This window comes from Methylobacterium sp. WL103 (genome assembly GCF_008039885.1).
Lineage (GTDB): Bacteria > Pseudomonadota > Alphaproteobacteria > Rhizobiales > Beijerinckiaceae > Methylobacterium > Methylobacterium cerastii.
The window spans coordinates 1-18,967 of record NZ_VRUX01000030.1 but is presented as its reverse complement, the minus strand read 5'-3'; the positions used below and the strand labels follow the sequence as shown (position 1 = coordinate 18,967).

The following is an 18,967-nucleotide window of genomic DNA, read 5'->3' as shown; positions in this document are numbered from 1 at the left end:
CCCGCCGACGCCGAGGCGGTCGAGACCGCCGTCGAGGCGCTTCGGGTGCGCGGCACGAGCTTCCGCGCAACGCTGCGGAGCCAGTCCGGCCGCAGCATCGAGGCGCAGGGTCAGGCGGTGGCCGGCCGCGTCCTGCTGCGCCTGCGCGAGACCACCGAGGACCGACGGCAGATCTCCGAGTTGCGCGAGACCCTGGAAGATGCCCGCCGCGGCCTCTCGGCGCTGGCCGGCCTCCTCGACGCGATCCCGCAGCCGGTCTGGCGGCGCAACCGCGAGGGCAGCCTCGCCTGGGTCAACACCGCCTACGTCGCCGCCGTGGAAGCCACCACCCGCGAGGGCGCGATCCAGGACGGCATCGAGCTCCTCGACCGTCCGGCCCGCGAGATGATCGCCCGCGAGGACGCCCAGCGCCGCCCCGCCGGGCAACGTCCGGCACTTCGCCTGTCCGCGGTGGTGGCGGGTGGCCGGCGTATCCTCGACGTCACCGAGACCGCCCTGGAGGGCGGACGGGTCGGGATCGCGGTGGACGTCTCCGAGCTGGAGAGTGTGCGCGCCGACCTGCAGCGCCAGATGGACGCCAATGTCCGCACCCTGGACCAGTTGCCGACCGCGGTCGCGATGTTCGATGCCGGCCAGCGGCTGATCTTCCACAACGCCGCCTACCGCCAGCTCTGGGACCTCGACCAAGGCTTCCTCGACGCCCGCCCCCTCGACGGCGAGATCCTCGACCACCTGCGCGCCGCGCGAAAGCTCGAGGAGCATGCCGACTTCCGCAGCTGGAAGCAGGGCGTGCTGGCCGCCTACCGGTCGGCGGAAGCCAACCCGGCCTGGTGGTACCTGCCCGACGGCCGCACGCTGCGGGTGCTGGCCGAGCCGAACCCGCAAGGCGGCCTGACCTACCTTTTCGATGACGTCTCAGACCGGATGAAGCTCGAATCGCAATACAATGCGCTGATGCGGGTGCAGGCCGAGACCCTGGATACCCTCAAGGAGCCGGTGGCGGTGTTCGGCGCCGACGGGCGCCTCACCTTTGCCAACCGCGCCTTCGCCGCTGCCTGGCGACTAGACCACGAGAGCCTGGAAGCCCGCCCGCACGTCGAGGCGGTGATCGAGGCGTGCCGCGTGCTGGCGCCAGCCGACGAGCCGTGGCTCGACATCCGCGACGCGGTGGTTGGCCTCGAATCGCGCACCGGCATCGCCTGCAAGCTCGAGATGGTGGACGGCACCGTGCTCGACTGCACCGCCCAGCCTCTGCCCGAAGGCGCGACGTTGATCACCCTGATCGACGTCACCGCAAGCGTGAACGTCGAGCGGGCGCTGACCGAGAAGAACGACGCGCTCGAAAAGGCGGCGCAGCTTCGCGACACGTTCGTCCACCACGTCTCCTACGAGCTGCGCTCGCCGCTCACCAACATCATCGGCTTCACCCAGCTTCTCGGAGACGAGACCGTGGGTGCGCTGAACGCCCGCCAGCGCGAATATTCCGATCACATCATGCGCTCGTCCGGCGCGCTCCTGGTGATCATCAACGACATCCTCGACCTCGCCTCGATCGATGCCGGTTCCCTCGAGCTCCAGCGCGAGACCGTGGACGTTCAGGCCACCATCGAGGCCGCGCTGCTCGGCATCGAGGACCGCCTCGCGGAATCCGATCTCAGCCTCGTCCTCGACGTGCCCGACGACATCGGTAGCGTGTTCGTGGACGGGAAGCGCGTCCGCCAGATCCTCTTCAACCTGATGTCGAACGCCGTCGGCTTCTCCAGCGCCGGCCAGAGCATCACCGTGCAGGCGCGCCGGACGGCTGGCGACCTCGTCCTCAGCGTGCGCGACCAGGGCCGTGGCATGCCGCCCGAGATCGCCGCCCACGTGTTCGACCGGTTCGAGAGCCACACCCTCGGCACGCGCCATCGCGGGGTCGGCCTCGGCCTGTCGATCGTGCGCTCCTTCGTCGAGCTGCATGGCGGCCGGGTCTCGCTCGATTCGCGCCCCGGCGCCGGCACCTGCGTGAGCTGCACCTTCCCGATCGTCCTGCCCGCGTCGCACGCGGCGCGGGACCTGGAATCCGAGGCGACCGAGGAGGCGGCCGAGTAGGCCGCCCCGGTTCAGCCGAGGGCGCGGGCCGCCTCGGCCACGGCCTGGACGCGGGTGTCGACGGTCCTCGAGGCGTCGGCGATGCCGTCCATGTTCAGCCGGACGCGCTGGACGCTCTCGGCCGCGTTCTGCATGTTCACCGACATGTCACGCGTCACCGCCGCCTGCTGCGTCACGGCGGAGGAGACGCTGAGCGAGATTTGGCTGACCTGCCCGATCGTCTGGCTCACGAGCTCGATCGCCCGTACTGCCTCGGCCGTCGCCTCCTGCACAGCGGTGACCTGCCTCCCGATCTCCTCGGTCGCCTGCGACGACTGCGTGGCCAGGGCCTTCACCTCGGCGGCGACCACCGCGAAGCCGCGGCCAGCCTGACCGGCGCGCGCCGCCTCGATGGTCGCGTTCAGAGCCAGGAGGTTGGTCTGGTCGGCGATGGTGCGAATCGTGGTGATGACGCTGCCGATCCGCTCGGCCGAGGCCGTGAGGCCGGAGATGATGGTGCGCGCTTCGTCCGAGCGGCCGACCGCCTCGTCGGATGCCGACTTCGCCTCGACCGCGTGCCGGGTCAGTTCCTCGATCGACGCCGAGAACTCCTCGGCCCCGGCTGCCACCGCCTGGACGTTGCCGGAGGTCTCGGCCGCCGCGCGCGCGGTCTCGGTCGATTGGCGGCTGACCCCCGACATCTCCTGCATGATGTGGCCGAGGTCGACCTGGATGAGGCGCTGGCCTTCAGCGCGGCGGCGGCGCTCGTTTACCTGCGCGGTCACGTCGGTAGCGAACTTCACCACGGCGAAGGGACGTCCATCGCGGTCCAGGATCGGATTGTAGGCGCCGTGGATCCAGACCTCCTGGCCGGCCTTGCCCACCCGGCGGAACTCGCCCGCCTGGAAGGTGCCCGCGGCTAGCGTCTTCCAGAACGCGGCGTAGGCGGGCGAGGCGGCGTCCGCCGCCTCGACGAAGATCCGGTGGTGGCGGCCTTTGATTTCGTCGAGGCGGTAGCCCATCGTCGTAAGGAAGTTCGCGTTCGCATCGGTGACGATGCCGTCCAGCGTGAAGTGGATCACCGCCTGGGAGCGGTTGAGCGCATCGATCTGGCCCTGGCAGATTGCTGCCGCCTTGGTCTCGGCGGTGATGTCGGTGGCGAGTTTGACGACCTGTACCGGCCGGCCGCCGCGATCGAGCACCGGATTGTAGGAGGCCTGCAGCCAGATCTCACGGCCGTCCTTGGCGACGCGCTTGAAGGTGCGGGCTTGCGTCTCGCCGCGGGCCAAGGCCTCCCAGAACGCTCGATACTCTGCGGTCTCGCGCTCGGCGCCCTCCATCAAGATTCCGTGATGCTGGCCGCGGATCTCAGACAAGGCATAGCCGAACAGGCTCAGGAAATTCGCGTTTGCATCGAGGATCCGGCCGTCCAGGCCGAACACAATGCGGGCCTGTGACCGGTCGATCGCATCGATGACGGCATTCACCTTCTGGTTGATAAACGACATTCCAGTGAGCCTTGTAGTTCGTGATCTTCATGTAATATTGCGGAGAAAGCTTAAAAAATCGGCTTCCAAGACTTTTAACATGACATATTAGTTTATGGGTCGCAGCAACAACTTCTAGGTGTAAGTCAAAGGGGCTATCTAAGAGTAAGGTTGCGCCCTGTCGTCCCGCTAGCGGTCGGCGACGGCATCGCAGACATTCCATGACGCCGCCGACGCGTTCGCAGCGATCCACACGCTTGGTATCGCAGTCTCGACGCAGACGCTCAATACGACCTCGCCGGCCGGCTTGACCAAGCGGTTTCGCGTGGCCACGACGCAGGCGATGTACGAACCTTCCTCATCCGGCTGGACCGTCTTCCGCAACGGCGACTTCCGCCTGTTCGGCATGTCCCGGTTCCTCACCGGCCTTGCCTACCAGATGCAGGCGGTGGCGGTCGGCTGGTTCGTCTACGACCTGACCCACTCGGCGCTCGCGCTCGGCCTCGTCGGGCTGGCGGGGTTCCTCCCAGCGATGCTGGCCGCGCTGATCACCGGGCACGTCGCCGACACCTACGACCGGCGCCTGGTGGCGGCGGCGTCCTTCGCGGTGCAGGCGGCGACCAGCGCGGCGCTGCTCGCCTACGCCTGGCGCGGCGCCGGCGCGGTCTGGCCGATCTACGGGCTCGTCGTGTTGATCGGTACGGCGCGCGCCTTCGCCAACCCCTCCCTGCAGGCGCTGCTGCCGACCTTGGTGCCGCGCGACCTGTTCGGCTCGGCGATCGCCTGGAACGCCTCGCTCTGGCAGAGCGCGTCGGTGCTCGGGCCGGCGCTCGGCGGCTTCCTCTACGCCCTTGGGCCCAAGGTGGTGTTCGGCTCGGCCTCCGCCAGCTTCGCCCTCGCGGCGGTCGCCACCGCCGCGATCCGCTTCCGCCCGGCCCCCGTGTCGGAGCGGCCGCCGGTGACCTGGGCGACGCTGTCGGCCGGGATCGGCTATATCCGGGCCCATCCGGTGGTGCTCGGCGCGATCAGCCTCGACTTGTTCGCGGTGCTGCTCGGGGGCGCCACCGCCCTGCTGCCGATCTTTGCGGCCGAGGTGCTGCATGTCGGCCCGCTCGGGCTCGGGGCGCTTCGGAGCATGCCCGCGGCCGGCGCCGTGCTGATGGCCGTCGTGCTGGCCTACCGGCCGCTGCGGCGCCATGCGGGCGTGAGGATGCTGCGCGCCGTAGCGGTCTTCGGTGTCGCGATCATCGTGTTCGGCCTTTCGACCTCCCTGCCGCTGTCGATGGCCTGCCTGTTCGTCACGGGTGCCGCCGACATGATCAGCGTCTACGTCCGCCAGACCTTCGTTCAAGGCGAGACCCCGGACGCGATGCGCGGCCGGGTGTCGGCGGTGAACACCGTCTTCATCGGCGCCTCGAACGAACTCGGCGAGTTCGAGTCCGGCTCGGTCGCGGCGCTGATCGGCGCGGTGCCGGCCGTGGTGGTCGGGGGCGCGGCCACCGTGCTGGTCGCCGTGCTCTGGGGCCGGCTCTTCCCGGCACTCCGAGCGCGCGACCGGCTTCTGCGCGAGGGGTGAAGCTGGAGGCCGACGGCCAAGCTAACCCATTCCGGCCAGGATGGGCTGGTCTACGCACCTCCGCCCGGGTCGTCCGGGTCGCTGAAGGAAGCCGACCTTGCTCGTTCGTACCGTGTTCGCGTTCACCCTGTCCGCCACCGCCGCGCTCGCCGCGCCGAACGCGTCGGCCGTGCCCGACCGCGCCGCGCTGAAGCAGAACTGCACCGGCGATTACCTCGCCCTATGCAGCGAATTCTCCCCCGACGCCCCGGAGGTCCAGGCCTGCTTCAAGCAGAACCGCGCCAGCCTCTCGCCGAACTGCCAGGCCGCGATCGGTGGATACGTGAAGGCGCAGAAGCGCGGGTGAAGGGGAGCCCGACGGGTCGCCGGGCTCCGCTTCCGAAAACTACTTCCCGGCCAGCAGCGGCGACCAGGTCGGGTCGGAGGCGTAGGACGGGGTCGGCACCGGATTTTCGACCTTGCCGGTGATGTCGACCATGTAGAGCTTGCCGCCGCCCTGGCCGCCGGGATCGCGGAAGAACAGCACGTACTGGCCGTTCGGCGCGAAGGTCGGCCCCTCGTTGTGGAAGCCTTCCGTCAGCACCCGCTCGCCGGAGCCGTCGGGCTTCATCACGCAGATCGCGAAGCCACCCTTGCGCTGGCGGGTGAAGGCGATGAGGTCTCCTTTGGGCGACCAGGCCGGCTGCGAGGCCGAGCCCTCCCCGAACGAGATGCGGTGCGGGTTCGAGCCGTCGGCGCCCATCACGTAGACCTGCTGCGAGCCGCCGCGGTCGGATTCGAACACGATCTGGCCGCCGTCCGGCGAGTAGGTCGGCGACGTGTCGATCGCCATGCCATTGGTGATCGAATGCTGGGCCTTCGAGGCGATGTCCATCGTGACGATGTCTGCGTTGCCGCCCTGCTGCACGCTCATGATGAGGCGGCGGCCATCGGGTGAGAAGCGCGGGCTCGCGCTCATCGAGTCGAAGTTGCCCATCGCCGTCCGGCTGCCGGTCTCGAGGTTGATCACCTGCACCCGCGGCTGGTGGCCGGTGGCCTGCGCCATGAAGGCGATGTCCTGCGTCGCCGGCGAGTAGCGCGGGGCGACGACGGCGTTCTCGCCGGTGGTGAGCGCCCGGACGTTGGCGCCGTCCTGGTCCATCACCATCAGGCGCTTGCGGCGGTTCTCCTTCGGGCCGGATTCGTCGACGAAGGCGATGCGGCTGTCGAACCACGGCCCGAGGCCGGTGATCTTGGTGTAGACGCTGTCCGAGATCAGGTGCCCGGCGCGGCGCGCGTTGGCGGCGTCGGTGCCGTATTGCTGGCCGGTGATCTGCTGGCCCGAGGTCACGTCCCACAAGCGGAACTCGACCTTGAGGCGGCCCGAGGCGTCGCGCGAGACGCGGCCGGTGACGAGGCCCTGCACGCCGGCCGCGCGCCACTTCTCGAAGCCGGGGGCGGCATCGAAGTTCGGCGATTCGGGGAATCGGCCCTTCTCCAGCGGCAGGAAGTAGCCGGAGCGGCGCAGGTCGTTCGTCACGACGCTCGAGACGAGGCCGCCGAGGTTCGCGTCGCCCGAGAAGTCGGTCACCGCGATCGGCATCGGCTGGAACGAGCCGCCACCGATGCGGAGCTGAAGCTGGGCCTGGGCCGGCCCGCTCAAGCCGATGGCCGCGAGCAGCAGCAGCGCGAGGCCATAGAGGGCGGCGGGCACGTGCCGGGCCCGGGTGAGCGAACGATGCAGCATGGGGTTTGGTCCGGAAACGTTGGAGCGGGTGCCGGCGAGGTCGAGACTTCGGGTCGGCTTCGGCGTCAGGTCGCGGTGAACTCGAACTCCGCGTTGATCGCCTTCCAGTCGTTGTAATAGGGCTGGTACTGCGCCGGGATCTTGTAGGGCGCGCACCGGCGCACGGCGCGCAACGCCGCCTGCGCGATCGACTGGTCGACCGAGCTCGACCCGCCGCGCATTATCCGCGGCTCGGTCGAGAGCGAGCCGTCGGCGTTCAGGCGGATGTCGAGCACCGGCAGCACCACGCCCTGCGCCGCGCCGGGCGGCGCCGAATAGCAGCGCTCGATCTGCTGCTGCAGCATGCCGACGAGGGCGTCGCGCAACGAGGGCGACAGGCGCTGCGCGGTGCCGGTGGCAGCGCCGAGGGAGGCCGTGCGCTGGACCTCGTGACCGGTCGAGCCGGTGGATTGCGACGGCGCCTTCGAAGCCAGGATCGACTTGATGTCGCCGGCATTGAACTTGGCGGCGAGCTCGGCCTGCTTGCGCGCCTTCGCCTCGGCGTCGGCCTTGGCGCGCGCATCCGCGACCGCCTTCGCCTTGGCTTTTGCCGCAGCCTCGGCCTTCGCGGCGGCTGCGGCCTCAGCCTTCTCCTTGGCCTCCTCGGCCTTGGCTTCGGCGATCTCCTTCTGGCGCTCGGCCTCGGCTTCCGCCTTCGCCTTGGCTTCGGCCTTGGCGGCGGCCGCCTTCTCGGCAGCCTTGGCCGCCTCCTTGGCCGCGTCCGCCTTGGCTTTCGCCTCGGCTTTGGCCTTCGCATCCGCAGCCTTGGCTTCTGCGGCGGCGGCTTCCGCCTCCTCGCGCTCGACGAGCTTGGCGAGCTGCTCGCGCTTCACCGCCTCCGCCTTGGCGGCCTCGGCGGCGGCGGCCTTCGCTTCCGCCTTGGCGGCGGCGGCCTTCTCCGCGGCGGCGGCCTTGGCGGCTTCCGCCTTCGCCTCGGCTTTGGCGGCGTCGGCCTTCTCGGCCTCCGCCTTCTCCTTGGCCATCTTGGCGGCCTTGGCCGCTTCCGCCGACGGGTCGGGCTCGTTGACGCGCAGCGGCATCTCGTCGGCGTTGGCGAGCTTCATGTCGCTGGTGCGCGTCGGCGCTGTCGGAGAATCGACTTTCGCGTTCTCCGGCTCCTTCTCTTCGAACTTCTCCGCCTTCTTGTCGGCACGGGGCTTGGCGTCCGACAACGGCTTCTCGGCGTTGCGCTCGCCCTTGGTCAGCTCGGAGAACTGGTTCTCGGTGATCACCTCGACGGGCACGCCCTCCTGCGCCTCGGGAAGCGCGGGCGCGGCGACGCTGAACAGGGCGAAGACCAGCAGCCCGACATGGGTGCCGGCCGAGACCCAGAAGCCCGGTTCGCTGCGGAAGGAGGGGAGCCTCACGGACGCGCTACCGCTGCTCGGGCTCGGTGACGAGCGCCACCTTCTTGAAGCCGCCGCCGGTGACGATCGCCATCACCTGCGCGACCCGGCCGTAGTCGACCCGCTTGTCGCCGCGCACGAAGACGCGCTCCTCGAAGCCGGACTTGGCCTCCAGGGTCAGCTTCGGGATGATGGTGTCGTCGGTGAGCTCGTCCTCGCCGAGGAAGACCTGACCGGACTGGCGGATCGAGATCGTCACCGGCTTGGTGTCCGAGTTCAGGGGCGAGGCCTTGGATTGCGGCAGATCGAGGGGCACGCCCACCGTCATCATGGGCGCCGCCACCATGAAGATGATCAGCAGCACCAGCACGACGTCGATGAACGGCGTCATGTTGATCTCGTTGATCGGCCCGCCGCGCTTGCCGCGCCGCCGCCGCTTGCCGCCCCCTTGAGCGCCCGCCGCCATGCTCATGTGTCGATCCCTTCGCGGTCGGTCAGGCGGCGAGCGACAGGCGCTCGTCGATCTGGCGCGACAGGATGGCGGAGAACTCGTCGGCGAAGCCTTCCAGGCGCGACTGCTGCTTGGAGACCGTGGCCTGGAGCTTGTTGTAGGCCAGCACGGCGGGAATCGCCGCGAACAGGCCGATCGCGGTGGCGAATAGCGCCTCGGCGATGCCCGGCGCCACCACGGCGAGCGAGGTGTTCTTCGAAGCGGCGATCGAGGTGAAGGCGGTCATGATGCCCCAGACCGTGCCGAACAGGCCGATATACGGGCCGGCCGAGCCGATGGAGGCGAGGAACAGCAGGCGGCCCTCGAGGCGCTCGACCTCGCGCTGGATCGTCACGTCGAGCACCTTGTCGATGCGCTGCGACAGTGACTGGATCTGGCGGCCGGTGCCCTCGAACGAGCGCTTCCACTCGCGCATCGCCGCGACGAACAGGGCGGCAAGGCCCGTGGCCGGGCGGTCGTTGAACGAGCGGTACAGTTCCTCCAACGAGCGGCCGGACCAGAACGCGTCCTCGAACGCGTCCATCTCGTCCTTGGTGCGGCGGAACAGCAGCGTCTTGTCGACGATGATCGCCCAGCACCAGATCGACGATCCGAGCAGGCCGATCATGACGAACTTGACGACGACGTGGGCCTGCAGGAACAGCCCGAGCAGCGTCATGTCGGCGACGGGCGCAGCCTGCATCGCATCGGCTGGGTTCATGGTCGGTGGTCCTCACGTCCCCATGGCGGAGCGGCTTCCGAGGGGGAAACCCTCGCGACATCCGGCTGAACCATGGGCGATACCTGAAAAATCGCCCGCGAATCTGTCGAAAGTAGGGTCGTCGCCGCAGCGCACCCTCGACGTCTCGGCCGAGTGAAGCGCCGAACGCGGTTAAGGAAGCGTTGCACGCCGGACCAGGGCGGATCGCAGAATAAGGATGTTATTTCAATCGAGCGAGACACTACTCAAATCGAAGGCAACGAAAGTATTTGATTTATATTAAATGTATTTGATTTCTCATCCTAAAGTTGTAATCTTTATATTCGTCAAAATACCGAGTAAATTAATGGCTTTTTTACCCTGATCGGCGATTCATGGTCGAAGATCCTCGTCAACGCGCTCGTGGTGGGCCCGAGCTTGGGTCATCGATGGGTTTCCATGGCATTCCTGACATTGCGCCGGAGCGCGAAGGCTCCTTCCGTCGAGACGATGTCCGAGTCGCCGCATGCGGTCGACTTCGAAGCGGTCCTCGGAGCCTTGCCCACCAACGTTCTGGTGTTGAATCCGACCACCGCGGCGATTACTTATGCGAACAAGCGGAGCGTGGAGACGCTGAACGCCCTGCAGCAGCACCTGCCGTCCGTCGTCGATCCCAACCGCATGGTCGGCCAGTCGATGGACGTGTTCCACAAGAACCCCCACCACCAGCGCTCGATCGTCGGCGATCCGTCGCGGTTGCCGTGGCGCACCAAGATCAAACTCGGCCCCAAGACCCTCGATCTTCACGTGTCCGCCGTCCACGCCGCCAACGGCGAGTACATCGCCGCGGTGCTGTCCTGGGCCGACGTGTCGCCGCTCACGGACGGGATCGCCAGCTTCGACCGCACGATGCAGGCCGCGCTCAATCAGACCGCCGCCGCCACGGGCGCGATGCGGCAGGCCGCCGACAGCGTGCTGAACGCCACCGGACAGACCTCTGAGAGCGCGGGACGGGCGGCCTCCAGCGCGGCGGAGACCACGGTCAACGTGCAATCGGTGGCCGCGGCCGTGGAGGAGTTCAGCGCCTCCAATGCCGAGATCACGCGGCAGATGACCCATTCCAGCAGCGTGACGGCGCAGGCCGTGACGGAGGCGCAGCAGGCGATGGAGAACGTCAGCACCCTGTCTGAGACTCGCAGCGCATCGGTGTCGTCGTCGGGTTGATCAACTCGATCGCGAACCAGACCAATCTCCTGGCCCTGAACGCCACCATCGAGGCGGCACGCGCCGGCCCCGCCGGCCGGGGCTTCTCGGTGGTGGCGGCCGAGGTCAAGGAACTGGCCGCGCAGACGGCCAAGGCGACGAGCGACATCTCCGATCAGATCAACATGATCCAATCCGCCACCCGGATGACCGTTTCGTCGATCGAGCGGATCTCCGAGGTGATCAAGGGAATCGATGCCGGCTCGACGACGGTCGCCGCGGCGGCCGAGGAACAGGCCGCCGCCTCGGCCGAGATCAGCCGGAGCGCGCGCGACGCCGCCGACCTGACCACCGAGGTGAGCGGCGGGATCAGCGCGGTGGCGGCCAGCGCCGCGACCTCGACGGATTCAGCGCAGACCGTGCTCCAAGCCACCACCGACATGGACAACCAGATGGCCGAGGTCACGCGGGCGGTCGCGACGTTCCTGGAGGAAGTCCGGCGGATCTGATCGCGCCGCCCCCCTTCACGAGAACGTCTTCGAGCGACGCCGCTGCCGACTCGCTCGAAGGCGAAGCGCGTGCATCAAAGGCTGTCGGGAGCGGACAACGCCCGGCGCAGACCCGGGGGCAGGCGGATCGCCCGGCCCTCGCGGACGCAGGCCACGACCACGGACGCGCGGACCAGGAGGTCGTCGCCGCGGAGCACCTCCTGGTGAAGGTGCATCGAGGCGCCGCGCAACTCGTGCGTGCGGGTGAGGATCGTCAGCGCGTCGTCCATCCGCGCGGGCTTCAGATAGTCGATCTCCATCCGGCGCACGACGAAGACCAACCCGTCGGCCTCGCGATGCAGTTCGGATTGGTCGCCCGCCAGCCCGCGCAGCAACTCGGTCCGGCCGCGCTCCATGAAGCGCAGATAGCTCGCATGGTAGACGAAGCCCGAGAAGTCGGTGTCCTCGTAGTAGACGCGCACCGGCAGCGCGTGGGCTTCGATCGATGACGTCACGGTTCGGCGCCGCTCCTGCGCAGACTTCCAGAGGGACAGGCCTGACGAGCCGGCGCCTTGCATTCGGACGAGGCTACCACGTTTGCCGATCGTCGGGACCTTAGTACCGGGTTGGCTCGGTGTTTGGTCGCCTGCCGCGGTTCCGAGGACGCGTCCGCGAAAGCCGGCCGATCGATCGCAGGCTCGCCCTGAACCGAGCCAAAAGCGCCGTCCCGATCCGCCGCGACGCAACGGCCAAGCTCAGTCCTCGGGCGGGCGGCAGGGTTTCGCTGAGCGCAGATCTTCGCCGCCTTACGCGGGTTTGGCGGCTCCCGCCGAAGCCTGTCGAAGACTATACCGCAGCGTAATCGCGCATTCACGCGTAGAAAAATCGAAGTCTTGGATGCATGATCGTTGCTTGAGCGATCGAATGTTAAGCTGCGTTGAGGAATTCGGCCGGAATGTGATCTGGATGCCCAAAATGTGCGGGTCTTATTTCAGCCCCGTTCGGTCTCGATTGGCGCCGCCCTCGTCAACGACCAAGGACCGAAGCATGCACATCCGACCCGTCGCCAAGATCGCCGCCGCCACCCTCGGAACCGCCCTGTCGCTCGTCGCCGCCACCCAGCCGGCCGCCGCCCAGAGCGGAGGCGCGTCCTGGTACGGCAGCGGCCATCGCACCGCGAGCGGCGAGCGCTTCAACCCGAACGGGATGACCGCCGCCCACCGCAGCCTGCCCTTCGGCACCCGCGTCCGCGTCGAGAACCAGCGCACCGGCCGGTCCGTGGTGGTGCGGATCAACGATCGCGGGCCGTTCGTGCGTGGCCGCATCATCGACCTCTCCCGCGGCTCGGCCCGGGCGCTGGGTATGGGCGGTACCACCTACGTCTCGCTGCACGTCATGAACTGATGCGGATGCCGGCCGGCGTTGCCGCGCGCGCCGGCCGGCCCCATCTCCGAGCCTGAACCGGAGACGCAGCGGACATCATGGCAAAACCCCTCATCGTCGACATCCCGCACGACCTCGGCCGCGACGAGGCGCGCCGCCGCATCGAGACCGGCGTCGAGCAGGGGCGGGCGCTGCTCGCCAAGAGCGGCATCAGCATCGAAAATCTCACCTGGACCGGCGACCGGCTCGATTTCGCGATCTCCGCGATGAAGCAGAACATGAACGGCCAGATCGACGTCGGCCAGGACAGCGTGCGGGTCGAGTGCCACCTGCCGTTGTTGCTTGCGCTCTTCGCCGACAAGGTGAAGCGGATGGTCGGCAAGGAAGGCAACCTGCTCCTGACCAAGAAGTAGCGCGCAAGGCGGCGCGCGCCGGAACACCCGGGGCGACCCCGCCGTTCACGCTCGTCACGCGGCGCGCGCTCAAGACGCGCCGCGACGTCAAGCGAGGAGCGTTTCCCATGGCCGATCCCGGCGCGATCCCCGAGGTGCCGACGAACCCGACGCCTGCCCCCGACACGCCCTACGACCCGCCCACCGTGCCGAGCCCGGGCCCGAGCCCCGAGATCCCGGGCGACAGCCCGAGCGAAGCGCCCGGCATCACCCCAGCCGAGGTTCCGGTGACCACGCCCGGCATGCCGACGCCGACCGGCCCCGCGAACCCGGTTGCCTGAGCGCGCTCCGGTTTACTTGAGCCGACTTCGATTTGTGGTGAGGCGGCCGCGCTGCCATAAGCCCGGCATGGCCGCCCCACCGCTTCTGACCCTTCAAGACGTCGCCCTCACCTTCGGCGGCACGCCCCTGATCGAGGGGGCGGGTTTCTCCGTCGCGCCCGGCGAACGCACCTGCCTCGTCGGCCGCAACGGCTCGGGCAAGTCGACCCTGATGAAGATCGCCGCCGGGCTCGTGGAGCCCGATCGCGGCGTCCGCTTCGTCCAGCCGGGGACGACGATCCGCTACCTCGCGCAGGAGCCGGATTTCTCCGGGTTCGCCACCACCCTCGAATTCGTCGAATCGGGCCTCGGCGATGGCGACGCGCATCACCGCGCCCGCTACCTGCTCGAAAGCCTCGGCCTCGACGGCAGCGAGGACCCGACGCGGCTCTCGGGCGGCGAGGGCCGCCGCGTGGCGCTGGCGCAAGCGCTGGCACCCGAGCCCGACGTGCTGCTCCTCGACGAGCCGACCAACCACCTCGACCTGCCGGCGATCGAATGGCTCGAGGCCGAGCTGAAGGGGACGCGCGCCGCGATGGTGCTGATCAGCCACGATCGGCGCTTCCTCTCGGCCCTGTCGCGCGCCACGATCTGGCTCGACCGCGGGGTCACCCGCCGCATCGAGCAAGGCTTCTCCGGGTTCGAGGCTTGGCGCGACGCCTTCTTCGAGGAGGAGGAGCGCGACCGGCACAAGCTCGAGCGCAAGATAAACGACGAGGAGCACTGGCTCCGCTACGGCGTCACCGCCCGGCGCAAGCGTAACGTCCGCCGCCTCGGCAACCTGCATGCGCTGCGCAAGGAGCGCCGCGACGACCGCCGGCCGGTCGGCACCGTGACGATGCAGGCCGGTGAGGCCGAGGCCTCGGGCACGCTGGTGATGGAGGCCAAGAACGCGAGCAAGAGCTATGGCGAGCGCCGGATCGTCGCCGACCTGTCCCTGCGGGTGATGCGCGGCGACCGCCTCGGCATCGTCGGCGCGAACGGCGCCGGCAAGACCACGTTGATCAATCTGCTCACCGGCAAGCTGCAGGCCGACGACGGGAGCGTCCGCCAGGGCACCAACCTGAAGATGATGTTGCTGGACCAAGCCCGCGCGGTGCTGGAGCCGAGCATGACCGTCACGGAAGTGCTCACCGGCGGCAGCGGCGACGCGGTGGTGGTGAACGGCGTCAGCCGCCACGTAGTCGGCTACCTCAAGGACTTCCTGTTCACCCCCGAGCAGGCGCGTACCCCGGTCTCGGTGCTCTCGGGCGGCGAGCGCAACCGCCTGCTGATCGCCCGCGCGCTGGCGCAGCCGGCCAACCTCCTGGTGCTCGACGAGCCGACCAACGACCTCGACCTCGAAACGCTCGACCTGCTGCAGGAGATGCTCGGCGACTATTCCGGCACCCTGATCTTGGTGAGCCACGACCGCGACTTCCTCGATCGCGTCGTCGGCAGCGTTCTGGTCTCGGAAGGGGAGGGGCGCTGGGTCGAGTATGCCGGCGGCTACACCGACATGGTCAACCAGCGCGGCGTCGGCGTGCAGGCCCGCGCCGGCGCCAAGGGAAAAGCCGAGGCACGCGGAAAGAGCGAGCCGCGCGAGAGGGCGGATGCCGCGCCTGCTGCCAAGGGCAAGCTGAACTTCAAGGACCAGCACGAGCTCAAGACGCTGCCTGCCCGCATGGAGAAGTTGCAGGGCGTGATCGCGCAGCTGCGCACGGTGCTGGCCGATCCCGGCCTCTATGCCCGCGACGCGGCCCGGTTCGACAAGGCGTCGGCGATGCTCGCCCAAGCCGAGACCGAGCTGTCTGGGGCGGAGGAGCGCTGGCTCGAACTGGAGATGCTGCGCGAAGGCTGAGACCATCCCGGCCTTCATGATGCCGCGATGGCGGTCCATGCCGTCCGGCAAGCCTCGGGGGCGTCGCCGGTGTTGCGACATCGTCCGCTCGCCATGATCCGCTCGTAATGAACCGCTCGCCATGACACACCAAGGCCTGCGTTCCGCGGGCTGGCTCCTCGGGTTGCCTGGGCTCGGCCTGATCTGGGTCGGCGCGACGCTGTATGCCGCGCCGGATATCGCCGCGCGGATCGCGGCGGCCGTGCGCGAGGCCGGCGGCCTGATGACGGAGGCGGACCTCTCCGCCTACCGCCCGGTGATCCGCCAGCCGGTGCGCGGCAGCTACCGCGGCTACGAGGTGGTCTCGATGCCGCCGCCCTCCTCGGGGGGCGTCCACCTGATCGAAATCCTGAACATCCTCGAGGGCTTCGACCTCGCCGCGATGGGCGCGGGCAGCGCCGCCGCGATCCACACCCTGGCCGAGGCGATGAAGCCGGCCTACGCCGACCGCGCCACCTGGCTCGGCGACCCGGACCGGGTCCGCGTGCCGGTGCAGGGCCTCACCGCGAAACCCTACGCGGCGACGCTGCGCCGGGCGATCGACCCGGACCGGGCGCGGCCCGCCGACAGCATCGCGGCCGGCGACCCTCCGCCGCCGGAGCCCGACCAGACCACGCATGACTCGGTGGTGGACGCGGCCGGCAACGCGGTCGCCAACACCTGCACCCTGAACTTCTCCTACGGGGTCGGGCTGGTGGCCGAGGGCACGGGCGTGCTGCTCGACAACGAGATGGACGACTTCTCCGCCAAGGCCGGCACCCAGAACCCCTACGGCCTCGTCGGCGGCGACGCCAACGCGGTGGCGCCGGGCGCCCGCCCGCTCTCCTCGATGACGCCGACCTTCCTGTTCCGGGATGGGCAGCTCACTCTCGTCACCGGCAGCCCCGGCGGCAGCCGCATCATCACCACGGTGCTCGCGGTGATCGTCAACCTGGTCGACTTCCGCATGAACCTCGCGGAGGCCGTCGCCGCGCCACGCATCCACCACCAATGGAAACCGGACGTGCTGCGCGTCGAGCAGGGTCTCTCGCCCGACACCCTCGCCCTGCTGCGGGCGCGGGGCCACGACGTTAGGGTGGGGGCGAACTCGGGCTCGGCCAACTCGATCCTGCGCAGCGGCGGCCTGCTCGCGGGAGCGGCCGACCCGCGCCAGCGCGACACGCTGGCCGAGGAGTATTGATGTGAGGCCTGAGTATTGAGGCAGGACCCAAGACAACCTGAGGCGTCACGCCCGAGCGCCCTTGGCCCCGGCCGCGCCTGCGCGTTAAAGGGGGATCGTCACAGAAGGTCCCGATGCTCGCCGTCCGCTCCCTCGCGTTCAACCTCTGCTTCTACGCCGCCACCACGCTGATCGCGTTCGGCGGGCTGCCGACGCTGGTCTCGGGGCGGGCGGTGATGCGGCTGGCGCGGCTGTGGGGGCGGGTGACGCTGTGGCTGCTGCGCGTGGTCGCCGGCACGCGGGTCGAGTTCCGCGGGCTGGAGAACATCCCGGCCGGCGCGATGCTCGTCGGCGCCAAGCACCAGTCGGCGCTGGAGACCCTGGCCCTGTGCACGGTGTTTCCCGAATTCGCCTACGTGCTGAAGCGCGAGCTGCTGTTCATCCCGCTGATCGGCTGGTTCCTGTCGCGCAGCGGCATGGTGGCGATCGACCGGTCGAAGGGCGCGCGCGCCATGAGCCTGATGAACGCGGCTGCGGCGGATGCGATCGCGCAGGGGCGCCAGCTCATCGTCTTCCCCGAGGGCACCCGGACGGCGCCGGGCGCCGACCCGGCCTACAAGCAGGGCCTGTCCCACCTCTACGCGGCGCTCTCCGTGCCGTGCCTGCCGGTGGCGCTGAACACCGGCCTGTACTGGCCGCGCCGCAGCTTCGTCCGCCGCCCCGGCACCACGGTGATCGAGTTCCTGCCGCCGATCCAGCCGGGCCTGGCGCGCGCGGACTTCCTCGACCTCGTCCAGGATCGCATCGAGACTGCCTCGAACGCGCTGCTCGCCGCCGGACGCGCCGACCTTGGACAGGCCGGCCGAACGGCTCCCGAGCCACAGCGCGAGACCTCGCGCCCGGCCTGATGTCGGACGCCGATTCCTGCGTCCACGGCACCACCGGGACATTGTGAAACGCCCTTTGAATTCCCATTTTGTTCTCACGAGACGAATCGCTTGACGGGCGCTCGGCGCCCGATCTAGGTTGGAACAAATGGCGAACAAAAGAGCCCTGTCCTGGTCTGCGGCCCTCCGCGACCTGACGGACGAGCGGACACGGAGACGGGACGTGCGGGAAGAGCGCTTGAGGACCACCGCCGGCCTTCGCGGCACCCCGGCCCTGGCGCTCAGCGCTTGGCGCGGGCGTTCGGGACGGCGCTACGTGGTCGGCGTGCATGACCTCAGCGCGCCCGAGCTCGACGAGATGGGCGAGGCGGTGGTGATCGCCGTCCGCCGCGATCCCGCGGGCATCGCCGAGCTGGTGTCGGTGTCGTCCTCCGGTGAAAGCCCGCGCGAGCGCCTGCATCGCACCTGGCTCGCCCGCGCCCGCAAGGGCGGCGCGACGGAGATGCACGTGCACCGGCTCGCCGAAGGCGAGGCCGAGCGCAAGGCGATCGTCGACGACCTCTCGATGGAGAGCGCGGACCCCGCGCACGCCTGAAACACCTCCACTCGATCGGGCCGGCCGGTGCATCCGGCAGGCGCACCCGCGATCGAGCGAAGGCCGTATCCGCGGTCCGGTGGGGTGATGCGGATTCGGCATGACTCCGCCTACGCCCCAGTTTCGCCCCGAGCCTCCCCTCATGCCTTGCGCTGGCATGGACGATCGCGGACGAACCTGCGATGGGGCGAGCGCGGGGAGCGAACGATGCAGGATCCGGCAAGGCAAGATCCTTCGGGGCGAGCCCCCATCGAGCCCGCCGCGGTGCCGCCGAGGGCGCCGCGCTCCCGGCGCGGCCTGTTCATGCCCTACATCCTGCTGCTGGCGCTGGTGGTGTTGTGGTCGGCGGGCTGGTTCTACGTCCGCGGCCGGGCGGCCTCCGAGATGGACGGCTGGATCGCCCGCGAGGCGAGCGCCGGACGGACCTGGACCTGCGCCGACCGGTCGATCGGCGGCTATCCGTTCCGAATCGAGCTGCGCTGCGGCTCGGTCAGCCTCGCGCGCGCCGACGGCCGCTTCCGGCTCGGCCCGCTGACGGCGGTCGCGCAGGTCTACCAGCCGCGCCACGTGCTGATGCTCGCCGAGGGCCCGTTTCACGTGGAACAGGGCGACCTCGTCGGCGACGCGACCTGGACGATGCTGGAAGGCAGCTTCCACGGCGCATCTGACGGGTTCGTCCGGGCCTCGCTCGTGGTCGATGCGCCGTCTGTGACGGTGGCCGGCGCGACGCCCGATCCGATCGCGGTCTCCGCCCGCCACCTCGAGCTGCATGCGCGCCCGACGCCGGGACGCTTCGAATCGGACGGCGCCGTAGACCTCAGCCTGCGCCTGTCGCAGGCCCTGGCCCCGATGGCGGATGCGCTGATCGGCAACGCCGACCCCGCCGACCTCACCCTCGACGCCACCGTGGACCGCGCGACCACCCTCGGCACCGGCACGGTGGCGCGCGAACTCGAGCGCTGGCGCCAGGCCGGCGGAAGCCTCGACGTCGCCAGCCTGGCGCTGGCCAAGGGCGAACGCCGGCTGCAGGCGAAGGGCAGCCTCGGGATCGACCAGGGCCACCGCGTCGAGGGGCAGCTCGACCTGCGCGCGGCGGGCGTCGAGTCGCTGGTCGCGGCGGTGGTCGGGCAGCGCTTCGGCGCCGACCGCGGCGCGCTGGTCGGCAAC

18 protein-coding genes and 1 pseudogene are annotated in these 18,967 nt (G+C 69.5%); 13 read left to right on the top strand and 6 right to left on the bottom strand.

Annotated features, from left to right (window positions below; genetic code table 11):
* Positions 1-2,091: PAS domain-containing sensor histidine kinase (locus tag FV222_RS04060; protein WP_147813076.1), on the top strand; the 2,091-nt coding region annotated here is incomplete at its 5' end.
* Positions 2,092-2,102: 11 nt separating this feature from the next.
* On the opposite strand, the gene FV222_RS04055 is transcribed toward FV222_RS04060, so the two are convergent.
* Positions 2,103-3,578, bottom strand: coding sequence for a PAS domain-containing methyl-accepting chemotaxis protein (locus FV222_RS04055; protein WP_147762704.1), 1,476 nt, complete (start codon positions 3,576-3,578; stop codon positions 2,103-2,105).
* Positions 3,579-3,900: 322 nt separating this feature from the next.
* Here FV222_RS04055 and FV222_RS04050 point away from each other — a divergent pair, with 322 nt between their 5' ends.
* Together FV222_RS04050 and FV222_RS04045 are read left to right on the top strand one after the other, a co-directional pair.
* Positions 3,901-5,133 carry an MFS transporter gene (locus tag FV222_RS04050; RefSeq protein ID WP_147762705.1) on the top strand — a complete coding sequence of 411 codons (1,233 nt, stop codon included), beginning with the start codon at positions 3,901-3,903 and terminating at the stop codon, positions 5,131-5,133.
* Positions 5,134-5,230: 97 nt separating this feature from the next.
* Entirely contained in the window at positions 5,231-5,479 is a 249-nt protein-coding gene (locus FV222_RS04045) for a hypothetical protein (protein WP_147762706.1), read from the top strand.
* A gap of 39 nt (positions 5,480-5,518) precedes the next feature.
* On the opposite strand, the gene tolB is transcribed toward FV222_RS04045, so the two are convergent.
* The 4 genes from tolB to tolQ all read right to left on the bottom strand — a co-directional run bounded on the left by tolB (position 5,519) and on the right by tolQ (position 9,455).
* Positions 5,519-6,859, bottom strand: a complete 1,341-nt coding sequence (gene tolB / locus FV222_RS04040) for a Tol-Pal system beta propeller repeat protein TolB (RefSeq protein WP_147762707.1) — start codon at positions 6,857-6,859, stop codon at positions 5,519-5,521.
* A 65-nt stretch (positions 6,860-6,924) separates the two neighbouring features.
* Entirely contained in the window at positions 6,925-8,265 is a 1,341-nt protein-coding gene (gene tolA / locus FV222_RS04035) for a cell envelope integrity protein TolA (RefSeq protein ID WP_147762708.1), read from the bottom strand.
* Positions 8,266-8,272: 7 nt separating this feature from the next.
* Entirely contained in the window at positions 8,273-8,716 is a 444-nt protein-coding gene (locus FV222_RS04030) for a biopolymer transporter ExbD (RefSeq protein ID WP_187273574.1), read from the bottom strand.
* A 22-nt stretch (positions 8,717-8,738) separates the two neighbouring features.
* Positions 8,739-9,455 carry a protein TolQ gene (gene tolQ / locus FV222_RS04025; protein WP_147750589.1) on the bottom strand — a complete coding sequence of 239 codons (717 nt, stop codon included), beginning with the start codon at positions 9,453-9,455 and terminating at the stop codon, positions 8,739-8,741.
* Between the two features lie 405 nt (positions 9,456-9,860).
* On the opposite strand from tolQ, the gene FV222_RS30960 reads away from it, so the two are divergent.
* Positions 9,861-10,658, top strand: coding sequence for a hypothetical protein (locus FV222_RS30960; protein WP_147813074.1), 798 nt, complete (start codon positions 9,861-9,863; stop codon positions 10,656-10,658).
* A complete protein-coding gene (locus FV222_RS30955; protein ID WP_281406867.1) occupies positions 10,655-11,146 on the top strand; it encodes a methyl-accepting chemotaxis protein in 492 nt (163 codons plus the stop codon). The genes FV222_RS30960 and FV222_RS30955 overlap by 4 nt, the downstream gene beginning before the upstream one ends.
* A 74-nt stretch (positions 11,147-11,220) precedes the next feature.
* Here the strand turns inward: FV222_RS30955 and ybgC are convergent, their stop codons facing one another.
* Positions 11,221-11,640 (bottom strand): tol-pal system-associated acyl-CoA thioesterase, encoded by a 420-nt coding sequence (ybgC, locus tag FV222_RS04010; protein ID WP_238270657.1) that lies wholly within the window; start codon positions 11,638-11,640, stop codon positions 11,221-11,223.
* A gap of 532 nt (positions 11,641-12,172) precedes the next feature.
* Between ybgC and FV222_RS04005 the strand changes: the two genes are divergently transcribed.
* The 8 genes and pseudogenes from FV222_RS04005 to FV222_RS03970 all read left to right on the top strand — a co-directional run.
* Positions 12,173-12,529, top strand: coding sequence for a septal ring lytic transglycosylase RlpA family protein (locus tag FV222_RS04005; RefSeq protein ID WP_238270665.1), 357 nt, complete (start codon positions 12,173-12,175; stop codon positions 12,527-12,529).
* A 77-nt stretch (positions 12,530-12,606) separates the two neighbouring features.
* Complete coding sequence (locus tag FV222_RS04000) at positions 12,607-12,921, top strand: polyhydroxyalkanoic acid system family protein (RefSeq protein WP_147762711.1); 315 nt, start codon at positions 12,607-12,609, stop codon at positions 12,919-12,921.
* A 107-nt stretch (positions 12,922-13,028) separates the two neighbouring features.
* Positions 13,029-13,241: a hypothetical protein gene (locus tag FV222_RS03995; protein WP_147750585.1), complete on the top strand. Its 213-nt coding sequence runs from the start codon at positions 13,029-13,031 to the stop codon at positions 13,239-13,241.
* Between the two features lie 67 nt (positions 13,242-13,308).
* Complete coding sequence (locus tag FV222_RS03990) at positions 13,309-15,120, top strand: ATP-binding cassette domain-containing protein (protein WP_147762712.1); 1,812 nt, start codon at positions 13,309-13,311, stop codon at positions 15,118-15,120.
* A gap of 211 nt (positions 15,121-15,331) precedes the next feature.
* A pseudogene (locus FV222_RS03985) lies at positions 15,332-16,339 on the top strand (gamma-glutamyltransferase); the annotation flags it as partial.
* A gap of 113 nt (positions 16,340-16,452) precedes the next feature.
* On the top strand, positions 16,453-17,226 hold the full coding sequence (locus FV222_RS03980) for a lysophospholipid acyltransferase family protein (RefSeq protein WP_147761804.1): 774 nt from the start codon (positions 16,453-16,455) through the stop codon (positions 17,224-17,226).
* A 217-nt stretch (positions 17,227-17,443) separates the two neighbouring features.
* On the top strand, positions 17,444-17,800 hold the full coding sequence (locus FV222_RS03975; protein WP_306422408.1) for a hypothetical protein: 357 nt from the start codon (positions 17,444-17,446) through the stop codon (positions 17,798-17,800).
* 207 nt (positions 17,801-18,007) lie between these two features.
* The coding region (locus FV222_RS03970; protein ID WP_147813067.1) for a DUF2125 domain-containing protein at positions 18,008-18,967 on the top strand (960 nt) is incomplete at its 3' end.